The organism is Pseudoalteromonas sp. TAE79 (assembly GCF_000498015.1).
Taxonomy (GTDB): Bacteria; Pseudomonadota; Gammaproteobacteria; order Enterobacterales; family Alteromonadaceae; genus Pseudoalteromonas.
Genome location: NZ_AUTL01000269.1, coordinates 14,820 through 27,325, shown reverse-complemented (window position 1 = coordinate 27,325; position 12,506 = coordinate 14,820). Strand labels below are relative to the sequence as shown.

At 40.2% G+C, this 12,506-nt stretch carries 10 protein-coding genes and 1 pseudogene; all 11 read left to right on the top strand.

Annotation, left to right across the window (positions count from 1 at the left end; all coding sequences use genetic code 11):
• Nucleotides 1-312: group II intron maturase-specific domain-containing protein (locus tag L655_RS0121740; RefSeq protein ID WP_024605253.1), on the top strand; the 312-nt coding region annotated here is incomplete at its 5' end.
• A gap of 981 nt (nt 313-1,293) precedes the next feature.
• Nucleotides 1,294-3,978 carry a TonB-dependent receptor gene (locus L655_RS0121735; RefSeq protein ID WP_024606266.1) on the top strand — a complete coding sequence of 895 codons (2,685 nt, stop codon included), beginning with the start codon at nt 1,294-1,296 and terminating at the stop codon, nt 3,976-3,978.
• 74 nt (nt 3,979-4,052) lie between these two features.
• A complete protein-coding gene (locus tag L655_RS1000000128255; RefSeq protein WP_241764535.1) occupies nt 4,053-4,283 on the top strand; it encodes a hypothetical protein in 231 nt (76 codons plus the stop codon).
• Nucleotides 4,273-4,821 carry a family 16 glycosylhydrolase gene (locus tag L655_RS01000000126030; protein ID WP_241764536.1) on the top strand — a complete coding sequence of 183 codons (549 nt, stop codon included), beginning with the start codon at nt 4,273-4,275 and terminating at the stop codon, nt 4,819-4,821. The genes L655_RS1000000128255 and L655_RS01000000126030 overlap by 11 nt, the downstream gene beginning before the upstream one ends.
• 161 nt (nt 4,822-4,982) lie before the next feature.
• Nucleotides 4,983-6,227, top strand: a complete 1,245-nt coding sequence (locus L655_RS1000000128250) for a glycoside hydrolase family 3 N-terminal domain-containing protein (RefSeq protein ID WP_241764534.1) — start codon at nt 4,983-4,985, stop codon at nt 6,225-6,227.
• A 1-nt stretch (nt 6,228) separates the two neighbouring features.
• Nucleotides 6,229-7,398 (top strand): glycoside hydrolase family 3 C-terminal domain-containing protein, encoded by a 1,170-nt coding sequence (locus L655_RS1000000128245; RefSeq protein WP_241764533.1) that lies wholly within the window; start codon nt 6,229-6,231, stop codon nt 7,396-7,398.
• A 133-nt stretch (nt 7,399-7,531) separates the two neighbouring features.
• Nucleotides 7,532-8,161 (top strand): annotated as a pseudogene (locus L655_RS1000000128565) (histidine kinase); the annotation flags it as partial.
• Nucleotides 8,144-8,515 (top strand): ATP-binding protein, encoded by a 372-nt coding sequence (locus tag L655_RS1000000128560; RefSeq protein WP_343222988.1) that lies wholly within the window; start codon nt 8,144-8,146, stop codon nt 8,513-8,515. The pseudogene L655_RS1000000128565 and the gene L655_RS1000000128560, both read left to right, overlap by 18 nt.
• Nucleotides 8,515-9,309: a LytTR family DNA-binding domain-containing protein gene (locus tag L655_RS0121715; protein ID WP_024606265.1), complete on the top strand. Its 795-nt coding sequence runs from the start codon at nt 8,515-8,517 to the stop codon at nt 9,307-9,309. Before L655_RS1000000128560 ends, L655_RS0121715 begins: the two co-directional genes overlap by 1 nt.
• Before the next feature lie 317 nt (nt 9,310-9,626).
• Complete coding sequence (locus L655_RS0121710; protein ID WP_024606264.1) at nt 9,627-10,802, top strand: DUF1343 domain-containing protein; 1,176 nt, start codon at nt 9,627-9,629, stop codon at nt 10,800-10,802.
• 9 nt (nt 10,803-10,811) lie between these two features.
• The gene (pbp4b, locus tag L655_RS0121705; RefSeq protein WP_024606263.1) at nt 10,812-12,470 is read left to right on the top strand and encodes a penicillin binding protein PBP4B; all 1,659 of its coding nucleotides are present in this window, start codon (nt 10,812-10,814) and stop codon (nt 12,468-12,470) included.
• The last annotated feature ends 36 nt before the right edge of the window (nt 12,471-12,506 follow it).

Sequence of the window (12,506 nt, the reverse complement as noted above, 5' to 3'; positions counted from 1 at the left end):
GTGCGCGGTTTTGTAAATTATTTTAGTATAGCCAATTGTAAGCGAGAGCTAAAAGCCTTGGCAGGTTGGATCAGACGAAGACTAAGGGCAATACAGCTGAGGTTGTGGAAGAAGCCATCAAGGCTACATCGACGACTAAAGCAGTTAGGGAAAAAGCCACCGTTTAAGTTCATAAAGATGAACTCGTGGCGTAACTCACTAAGCCCTTTATCTTGTGTATCGATGCCAAACCAATGGTTTGAGGAGCTTGGTTTATATCCAATAGAAAAAGTGAATACGGGATGGCTTGCTTTATCAGCGTTTAGGAAATAAGTTGATAAAATGTGAAGGGTACAGGAGCCGTATACGAGGTCCGTACGTACGGTTCTGTGAGAGGGATGAGGCATAAGCCTCACCCTACTCGATGTGCCTGAAGTTTGAGAAAGTCTTCAGCTATCAGTTAAACCGAACTAAACACCACAGTTAAAATTCCAAGACGTAGAGCTTGCTTACGTTAAAAGCGTCGCTTTTGATTTATAATGTTTTAATCACTTCTCTAAAAGCGCAGCGCCTCTTAACCTCTTTGTGAATAACGCCCTTAAAAACTAAAATGCACAAAGAAAAGTGAAAGAGGGGTAAATGAGAAGTTCAAAATCACCATTTAAAAGCCTGTAAGCTACGGTCTATAAATAATATCACCGCAACTTTTTATGTAGACGTAGGGCTTGCTTACGTTAGAAGCACAGCTTCTGATTTATAATGTTTTAATCACTTCTCTAAAAGCGCAGCGCCTCTTAACCTCTTTGTGAATAACGCCCTTAAAAACTAAAATGCACAAAGAAAAGTGAAAGAGGAGTAAATGAAAAGTCCAAAATCACCATGAGTATTTAAACGCCTTTAAGCTACGATCTACAAATAATACCACCGCCAACTTTTCAATGTAGGCGAAGAGCTTACTCACGTAGAAGTGCCGCTTCTTCTAGCTACGAATCAGACGGTCATAGGTTCACTCTTACAAGATACGTCCTGCGCTTAGCATTTCTATTACTAATTAGGTTAATAGAAAATAAACCGATGAAAGTCGGTTTTTTATTCAAAGTAAACTGTAAAATAAGGCGTAAGTTCGCTTTGAGTTCATAAAATTGAAGGTCTACTGTTTAAAAACTCTAATCCAATACGTTCTAATATCGGCTTGTATTATATCTAACTCGCTTTGGCGTATTTGACTAGTATTCAAAAAAGACCCTATGGATACTGTGAAGCTGTTACATAAAAGTTACAAAATTAACGTTCACACACATCAAAAGGTCGAACATGCACACAATAAATAAAACAGCATTATCAATAGCCGTTGCATTGGCTTGCTCAATGCCACTTCATGCTCAAGAGGCTTCCACTGAAGAAATACAAACACCAGAGAAAAAAGCTAGCTCGTTAGAAATTATTTCTGTAACAGCAACTAAACGTAAAACTAGACTTATGGAAACCCCAGTTGCCATTACGGCATTGACTGAAGCAGAGCTAAGACAAAATGGGGTTAACAGCGTTAAAGATATAGCTAACCTAGTGCCAGGGTTAGATATCTCCACAGCGACGGATCAATCAGCACCAGTTATCTCGATGCGTGGCGTACGTTCTACTAATATTACCGAGCTTGGCGACCCTGCTGTTGGTGTGCACCTTGATAGTGTTTATTCACCAAGAATGCAAGGAGCACTAGCTCTGATGTATGACATTGAACGAGTTGAGGCATTAAGGGGCCCACAAGGAACGTTATTTGGCCGAAATTCAACAGTTGGTAGCATAAATGTTATTTCAGCAAAGCCTGAATTCACTCATTTATATGGCAATGTGAATGTTGAAGCAGGTAAATACAACAGCAAAAATATTGGTGGTGTAATCAATATTCCAATTAATGACGAATTTGCAGTACGGTTTTCTGGCAAAGGTCTAAAACGCGACTCTTATCTCGAAGGTTACTACGATCCCAACCAATATGACTCAAGACGATTAAGCGACGATATACTCAATGCTCCAGTTATATCCGAGGATTCTTATCAAGGTATTGGTCAAACTGTCACGCAGCGAGAAAACTGGTGGATAGATGGCGCAGGAACTGATCCAGAGGCGCAAAAAGTTCGCCAATTAACACCCGCTGAAAAAGATGACTTTTATAACAATGCTAATGAATACTCTTTTAGAATTAGTACACTTTGGGAGCCGTTAGATGGCAGCTTTTCAAATCATACCGTTTTTCAAAAGTATGTTAATAACAGTAATAACAATCTCGATTTAGTTAACTGCGATAAAATTCGTGGTAGAAGTGCTGAGTTGGGTGGCGATTGCACAAACTTTTTACCCAGTGATAATACATATCAAGCTGTTGTGAATGTGCCTGGTAAGCTTAATTTAGATATCACCTATCTTAGAAATACCCTTAACTACGATATAAATGATGAATATTCGCTTGTGTGGCTACTTGGCTATGAGGATATGGAACGCTCTTCAGCACAAGATAGCGAAGTCGGCCTCGATCCTTGGGATGGGGCAACGTACTTTTTAGATGGCACTGGCGCTAAATCATTTTCTACAGAAGTGCAATTACAATCTGACGAATACGGCGATTTTATTTGGATTGTCGGTGCTAACTATTTCCACGAAAAAACCACGACCTTAGGTTATTACGATAACCCGATGGATGATAAAGCCTTTTGGGATCAACCTGATCGCTCCACAGATGCATTCGCTTTGTTTGGTCAAGGTACATACAATTTAACTGAAAAATTACATCTAACACTTGGTTATCGTTTTAGTGATGAAACGAAAGAAGATAAAGGGGGTAAAACATATCGCTGTTCTAATGCCGATGGCTGCGCCGTAGGTTGGTTAAATAGAACTGATCTAAATAATTTGCCAGTTGATTACTACGAAGATCCTTCAATTTATGCATCATATTTTGCAAACGATAATAAAGGAAGTTGGCAGCATCATGATTTTCGTGTTGGTTTAGACTACGACATCTCACCTGAAACTATGATTTATACCTACCTTGCCAGTGGTTTTAAAGCCGGCGGAATTGGTGATGTATATGAGGTCGTAAATGACAGAACCGGTGACGTTACACGCTTTGAAACTAAGTTTGATCCAGAAGAAGTACTTACATGGGAGCTTGGCGCTAAATCGAGCTTTTTTGATAATTCATTAAACCTAAAAGCCGCATTTTTCTACACAGATTACACCGACATGCAATACGCATCAGTGGGCTCAATCGGTAACGTAGAGCGTTTATCTGTGGTAGAAGATGAAGATGGTTCTCCCGTTTTAGATGGAAATGGCGAGCCAGTACTCGATTTTCAAAACAAGCCAGTTATAGCTTATTACACACAAAATGTTCCTAGTTCAACAATCAAAGGTATTGAGCTTGAGTTTGATTGGAAGCCTTACCCAAGCGGGCGTATCACCGGTTATGTAACCTGGACTGATGCTAAAGTGACGGACGATTGGAATACTAAATGGGATTACGATGCTGAGTATCTTTTTGATATTTCTTATGAGGAATCAAAAAACCCTGAAAATACACTGCTATCAACCAACCTTAAAGGTAATAACCTAGCGATGACGCCTAAGTTCACGGCGAACATCAGCTACACACATACGTTTGATTTAGGTGAATATGGTTTTATTCATAGCTGGCTTAATGCGAGCTGGAAAGATGAGTCGTACTCAACAGTATGGAATGTTGATAAACACTTAGATGATATGGACTTTAGCGTATCGGACGAGGCGACAAAATACATTGACGATAGCCGCGATGCGTTTGCCGTATTCAATGCCTCAATCAAGTATGAACCGCAAGGACAAAATTGGTTCGCAGAAGCATTTGTAAATAATGCCTCTGATGAAACGATTCAGTATTGGAACAACACCAGTAAAGGCATTCCTAAAGGCAGCTTTGGCATGCCAAGGTATTACGGTGTAAGAGCTGGTTTTTCATTTTAGATAACCTCACCAAATTACGTCTGTCACAGTAATTATACACTGTGGTAGGCGTGCAATTTAAATAAGGATCAATAATGAAAACTAAGCTTATTAGCACCTTGGTGAGTGGTATTTTATTTATCTCGCCGTGTACATATGCCAATTATTTTAAAGATAATTTTTCGTGGGGTTATGACACATCGATTTGGAATGCGCGAAGTGGCGATAATGGCTCGCCCTTTGGCTGTGAATTTGCCCCTGGAATGATTAACCCAAGTCAACAGGGGATCACGCTTTCATTATCACAAGGCGCATCTGCAAAGTAATAATTTTTATGGCTTTGGTAAGGTACAAGGCAGTGTTAAGTCAGGAAATACGCAAGGCACTGTGTCTTCTATTTTTACTTACACATCGTGGTGGGACTCCCCCGGCAGAGCATGGCAAGAGATAGATCTTGAGCTTTTACCCTCTCTTGGAAACGTTGTTCATACCAATGTGATTTACCAGCCGCAAGGTGGTACTTATCAAAGCTGGGAAAAGGACATCGACCTAAGTCAGTTTGGGCTTGATTACAGAGAAAATTTATTAACCATCGGTTTTGATTGGTCTAGCAACTCGATTCGTTGGTACCTCTACGACGCTCAAGGAAATGAGCAAACAATTAGGGTGGTATACAAAGACAATGGAGACAAAGTGCTAGCTAGCAACGAGATCCCTGCTTATGCATGGCCTATAGATAATACAAAAATAATGATCAACCAATGGAATGGTGATAACTCAACCGAAGGCAATTACTTTCCTGGTCAATACTATGGCAGTCCGTCGTGGGCCTATTATGATTTTATTGAATATATTCCAAATTAAATCAATCGCTTCATGTTTTTTAAAACGATATTTTTACTCGAAGGTTTTTAATGTTTCAGATCAAAAATTCTAAATTATTACGTTGCCTATTTTCGTTAGTTGCCGCGTTAACATGTCAGTATTCATATAGTGCTGAAAATGTGCAGGTAAAATGGCCGAATGTGAACACTAAGCTCAAACGCGATCCCGCTGTAGAAGCGCAAATTGAACAGCTGCTCGCAAAGATGACCATAGAGCAAAAAGTAGCACAAATGATTCAGCCCGAAATTGGTTACTTAAGTGTTGAGCAAATGCGTAAATATGGGTTTGGTTCATACCTCAATGGTGGTAATACAGCGCCCTATGGCGACAAACGCGCTGTTCAGGCCACATGGTTAAAATATGCGGATGAAATGTACCTAGCATCAATGGACTCAACGAAAGACGGTATTGCAATACCGACTATTTGGGGAACCGATGCCATGCATGGGCATAGCAATGTTTATGGCGCTACGTTATTTCCGCACAATATTGGCTTAGGAGCTGCGCATGATGCCGATTTAATTAAACGCATAGGCCAAGCAACAGCGAAAGAAGTGTCAGCCACTGGGATTGAATGGAGTTTTGCTCCTACTGTCGCTGTAGTCAGAGATGATCGCTGGGGCAGAACCTATGAAAGTTACTCAGAAGACCCTGAATTAGTTAGGCTGTATGCAGGTAGTATGGTGACAGGTATTCAAGGTGATATAGGCGCTGACTTTTTAAAAGGCAGTAACCGTATTGCCACCGCAAAACATTTTGTGGGCGATGGTGGCACTGAGCGAGGCGTTGATCGCGGAAATACGCTTATCGATGAAAAAGGATTAAGAGATATTCATAGCGCAGGTTACTTTTCGGCTATTAATGAAGGTGTGCAATCAGTGATGGCATCCTTTAATAGTTGGAATGGCAAACGTGTGCATGGCGATAAACACTTATTAACGGATGTACTTAAAAACCAACTTGGTTTTGATGGGTTTGTAGTCAGTGATTGGAATGCTCACAAGTTTGTAGAAGGCTGCGATTTAGAGCAATGTGCGCAAGCAATTAACGCCGGCGTTGATGTGATTATGGTACCAGAGCATTTTGAAGCGTTTTATCATAATACTGTTAAGCAAGTGAAAGACGGTGTAATAGCCGAATCAAGAATTAACGATGCCGTTAGACGTTTTTTAAGGGCTAAAATCCGCTGGGGTGTTTTTGTTAAAGGAAAGCCATCTTCACGACCTGAATCACAACACTCACAGTGGTTAGGTGCCTCCCAGCATCGTACGTTAGCAAGAGAAGCGGTTCGTAAGTCACTCGTTCTATTAAAAAACAACGAAAACGTGCTGCCAATCAAAGCGAGTAGCNATCTTAGTTGCCGGCAAAGGCGCGAATGCAATTAATATGCAAGCGGGTGGCTGGAGTGTTTCTTGGCAGGGCACAGACAATACCAATAGTGACTTTCCTAATGCGACCTCTATTTATGCAGGTTTAAAGTCGCAAGTATTAAAAGCAGGCGGTGAAATAAGCTTAAGTGAGTCTGGTGAATATAAAACCAAGCCAGATGTAGCCATTGTTGTTATTGGTGAAGAGCCTTATGCTGAGTGGTTTGGTGATATAGAAATGCTAGAGTTTCAGGATGAAAGCAAACATGCCCTTGCACTGCTGAAAAAACTTAAGGCAGACAATATTCCGGTAGTTACCGTATTTTTAAGTGGTCGCCCGCTTTGGGTCAGTAAAGAGCTCAATGCATCGGATGCCTTTGTTGCTGCATGGTTACCAGGCTCTGAGGGTGAGGGGGTTGCAGACGTATTATTAACAGATAAAAACGGTAACAGCCAGTTTGATTTTACCGGTAAGTTGAGTTTTTCGTGGCCTAAATACGACAATCAATTCAGCCTTAACTTAGGGGATGTAGATTACGACCCGCTCTTTGCCTACGGCTACGGGCTAACTTATCATGACGCAATAAATATGCCTATTGTGAGTGAAGCAACGAGCCCTAAAAAAATCGTTAAAAGCGATGCACATCCACTGTTTGTAAAAAGTTTAGCTAAAAATGTCACATGGGCGTTGGCCGATACAACAGCAAAGGTTTTAACTAGTGGTTCATCGGCCACCAGTGGCGATAAAAAAAGTTTGTTAATGCAATCGGTTAATTTATCGTATCAAGAGGATGCAAGGCAGTTTAAGTGGCAATCTCAATCCTCAGATGCAACGCTTAGCCTAAGTTACTTAAAACCTACGCTACTCGAACGCAAATTTAAATCAGGTTACCTTGAGCTAAAAATGCGATTAGATAAAGCTCCAGAGCAAGGTGCACAGTTACAAGTAATGTGTAATTTAGATAACTGTTTAAGAAGTATTGATTTTTCATCGTTTGAAAAAACAATGGCAGATAAGCGCTGGCATACTTTATCAATCGCACTCAATTGCGCCGATAGCGAACTGATTGAACAAACCATGTCAGATGTAATTCGTATTTCAGCTCAGCGTTTAAGTTTAGCAGTTGCAGATATCGCGTTGACTGCAAAACCTAATAATGACGCATTATCAATCACGTGCTCAAAATAAATAAGGCAAAGGCAGTTGATAATAAGTAAGCTATTCAACTGCCTTTAAAGTTGGACGTATTAATTTGAATTCCAAAAATCCCAGAAGTCATCTTTTCTGGTTGTTTCAGAGCTGCGGTTGGATTGTGTATGCAATGTTGACCGAGCTAATGATAAAAATACCAAGCGACGAGCCATGGTCGATACACATTCCGCATTTAATTATTGATGTAGCGTGTGGCTTTTTAATCACCTTACTTTTAAGAAGGGCTTATAACTGCTCAAATAGGCAAGGGATTAAAGTTAAAATAGCACTGCATCTGGTGCTGCTGTTAACTGCCACATTCATTTGGACACAAATTAAATGGGCGTCTTTGCAGTGGTTATATGGCAATTGGTGGCTTTCAATGACATGGTTTGACTTTGGTACATGGACGTCTGCATCGTTAACTATGCTCTCAACGTGGACTGCTTTTTATTACGGGATCAAAATATATCTCGACAATTTAGAGCAAACTCAAAAAGCCGCTGAAGCGACACACCTAGCGAAAGAGTCACAGCTAAAAATGCTTCGATATCAGCTTAATCCGCATTTTATGTTTAACAGCATTAATGCTATTTGCACCTTAATCTTAAAAAAATAAAGTTTGCAGGCAGTTAATATGCTCGAAAAGCTTTGTGATCTACTGCGCCATAGCTTATATACCGATCCACTTGAAAAAGTAGCGATTAAAGAAGAAATTACCATATTAAAAACCTACTTAGATATAGAGCAATGTCGATTTGCCGACCGGTTAGAGGTTAATATTAGCGTTGATGAACCATGCAACGATTTATTAATACCTTCTTTATTAATTCAACCATTGGTAGAAAACGCGTTAAAACATGGTATGCGAGCAGATCAAAAAATGGTGATCACAATTAATGTTGAAAAAACAAAATCCGCATTGCTCATTAAAGTTGCAGATACTGGTAAAGGGTTTGACGACAATAAAAAATCTAAAAGGGGCATTGGCTTGGCTAATTGCGAGCAACGCTTAAAATTAATGTATGGAAATAGTCATCGCATTGAAAAAGGCAATGCCAAATCAGGCGGCGCATGGCTTTGTATTTCTCTTCCTATTAATGGTTTGCAATAATGATTCAATTAAAAACATTACTTGTTGATGATGAATACAGCGCTATTGAAGGCTTGCGTATTCGTTTAGAAGCCTTTGCTGAAATTGAAGTGATTGGCAGTGCACAAAGTGTTGATGAAGCTATTAACGTACTTAACAAACATGACGTTGATTTAGTTTTTCTAGATATAGAAATGCCAACAAAATCAGGCTTTGAACTAATTAAACATTTTCAACCAGAAAGCTGCCCAGCGGTTATTTTTGTTACTGCGTTTCACCAGCATGCCGTTAAAGCATTTGAGGTAAGAGCCCTTGACTACTTACTCAAGCCCGTTAAATTAGCTCGCCTATCAGAAGCCATAGAAAGAGTAGTAAAAACAGAGCAACTCCACAGAAAAAACACATTGATTGAAGTACACCAATCGCTGATAGAAAACGAGCATCAAGAATTAGAAAGCTCAAAAAACTCAGAGTATAAATTTGAAGCCGAAAACTTGGTCATCCAAGATGCTAAAAACCCAATTCAAATAATTCCGTTTAAAGATATTTTATGGATTGATGCCGCAGGCGATTATATGTGTGTTCATACACTGGCTGAAACCCATGTAATGCGAGCGCGTTTAAAAGATCTTGAAAAAAATACCCTGGCAGAAGACTTCTTACGCATACATAAATCAACGATTGTTAATTTAAGCCACATTAAACAGCTCAACCCATTACGTAATTCTGAATATATGGCGGTGTTAGATAACGAAAAAACACTCAAGGTAAGTAGAACGTACAGTAAAAACTTAAAGAGCTTAATAAAACAATAACGGTGGTTTTTTAGTTACACCATCGTCAACATTATCAATGTGGACGTAGTGCTTACTCACGTTAGAAACACAGTTTCTCATTGCTAAAACCTAAAACCTAAAACCTAAAACCTAAAACCTAAAACCTGCGCGAGGTAAACTCCCGCCAACAATATAAAAATTGCGCTTGCAAAAGGCTCGGTGTTTTATTTTTATTACCTGACCGCTGACCGCTGACCGCTGACCGCTGACCGCTGACCGCTAATTCTTAAAACCTGAGCTGCTCTTTAAACTTAGCTATGTTATTTTAAACGCCTTGTTTAAAAGGATATTGCAGTATGTTTAAAACCCTATTTATTACGTTGTTTTTTATTTTTAGCGCCATTTTTATTGCAAGCGCACAAGCCAACGAAGCTAACAACTCACTTGTAGTAGGTGCGCAACAATATGCTAAATATTTACCGCAGTTAAAAAATAAACGTGTAGGGCTAGTCGTTAATCAAACATCAATGGTGGGGCAAACTCACTTAGTAGATGCGCTGCTGACTAAAAATATTAATATAACTAAAATTTTTGCACCTGAGCATGGCTTTCGTGGCGATCACGATGCGGGCGCCCATGTGAAAAATGCCGTTGATGGTAAAACAGGTATTCCACTTATTTCTATTTACGGTAAAAATAAAAAACCAAGCCAAGCTGCTTTAGCCGATGTTGATGTGATTATTTTTGACATTCAAGATGTGGGAGTGCGTTTTTATACCTACATAAGCTCTATGCACTACATGATGGAAGCCGCTGCAGAGCAGGGGATAGAATTTTTAGTGCTCGACAGGCCCAACCCAAATATTGCCTACGTTGATGGGCCAATATTAGAGCCAGAATTTAAATCGTTTGTAGGCATGCACTCAATTCCTGTTTTACACGGCATGACGGTTGGCGAGCTTGCCAAAATGATCAAGGGCGAGGGCTGGATCAATAAAGCGGCCGATTTAAAATTAACGGTGATCCCTGTTGATCATTACACTCGCAAAAGTACTTACAGCTTGCCTGTAAAACCCAGCCCTAACTTACCTAACGATCAAGCCATTGCGCTTTACCCATCACTTTGCTTTTTTGAAGCAACGCCTATTAGCATTGGTAGAGGCACCGATTTTGCATTTCAAGTAATTGGCTATTCGCCAGTTGCATTAGGTGATTTTAATTTTACACCGCGCGCAATTAAAGGCGCTGCTTTAAACCCTAAATTTAAAAACCAAACCGTACAAGGGCTCGATTTAAGACAAGCAAATATTACAGGTTTAAATTTAACTTACTTAATAAATGCGTACACGGAGCTTAGTAAAAATAACATCTCGTTTTTTGAGCGTGCTGACTTTATGGATAAGCTAGCGGGTACTAATAAATTGCGCTTAGCTATTGAAGCAGGGCAATCAGAAGCGCAAATAAAACAAAGCTGGCAGGCGGGACTTGTACAATTTAAAGCGCAAAGAGCGCCTTACTTGTTATATAAATAAGGGCTAAGCATGTTTATTGCTTTAAAAAATCAAAGGTATGGTTATATCAAACAAGCATTTATAGTGGCATTGAGCTTTATTATTGTGGGTTGTAGTACACCACCTGAGCCTATTAGCTCGGTGCTACCACTTACAAAAAGCCAGCTTGTAGAGCTGCCTAATGCACAAGTGGTTGTAACGTTTCCAGAGGTAAATCCAAGTAGCCGGTTTTATGTAAATAACCGAGGAACGTTTAAAGCTTACAAAGGGCGCGGGCAATTATTAATACAAAACCACAACGCACAAAGCGCCGATATTTACATTAATAATAAAAAGCTCAACGTTAACCAACTAAGCGCCAACACCTTATACAATTACAGTTTGGCAAAAAATACTCACAACGGTGTTAATACCTTTAAAGTTGAAAATATTCTCCCTGCTGGCGCAAGTTTAACGCTGCGTTTTGCATTTTCTACTTTAAGCGATGAACCAAAAAAGCATATAGATTTTACTGAAGTAGACGCATTAATTGAGCGCGATGTAAAAGCGGGTTTTCCTGGGGCTGTATTAGCTGTTGTTAAAAATGGTGAGCTAATAAAATTAACCGCCTATGGCGATGCAAAGCAATACCAGCAAAGTGATTTAATGCTACTACGCCCAGAGCCCATGCAAACTAATACTTTGTTTGATCTTGCCTCAAACACCAAAATATTTGCCACAAACTTTGCACTTATGAAATTAGTAAGCGAAGGGTTATTAAATATTAATAAACCTGTACAAAGCTACCTAAGCGAATATAAAGGTGAAGGGCGAGCAAAGCGCACAGTAAAAGACTTACTCACACACAGCGCCGGATACCCGCCAGTATTTGACTTTCATCGTAAAGATGGCAGCTACGGTGACGCGTTTTATTCGCAAAACAGTAAAACCACCAAACAGCTATTACTTACCAGCGTGCCTTTTAGTAGTAAATCATCTGGGCAGCATGTTTACTCAGATATTGATTACATGATTTTAGGCGTACTCATTGAGCGCATAACTGGGCAGCCCCTTGACGAATACCTAGAGCAGCAAGTGTACGCGCCACTAAAATTAACTAACACGTTATTTAATCCACTTAAAAAAGGCTTTAAGCCACAGCAATTTGCAGCCACTGAGCTTAGCGGCAACACACGAGACGGGCGCATTAAGTTTGATAATGTTCGAACTGGGGTTTTACAAGGCCAAGTGCATGATGAGCGCGCTTACTATTCTCTTGATGGCGTAGCAGGGCATGCAGGGTTGTTTAGTAATGCTCACGACTTAGCGGTGCTTTGCCAGCTATTACTAAATAATGGTGGCTACGGCGACCAACAATTATTTAGTGCAAGCGCCTTAGCGCAATTTTTAACGCCGCAATCAAGCGATGAAACCTACGGGCTTGGCTTTAGGCTTGCTGGTAACAACCAAGCAAGGCGCTGGCACTTTGGCCCTTATGCAAGTGCGCAGGCTTATGGGCACACAGGTTGGACGGGTACAGTGACCGTAATTGACCCCGCTTACGATTTAGCTATTGTTTTACTTACCAATGCTCGCCACAGTGCAATTAAAGGCTCGCAAAAACGTTACGAATTTACAGGTAAACAATTTGAAACCGCGCAGTACGGATCGGTGGTGTCGCTTATTTATGAAGCGCTACTAAATCAATAAGCTATCGTATAGGTTAAAACGTACTAACAGCATTAC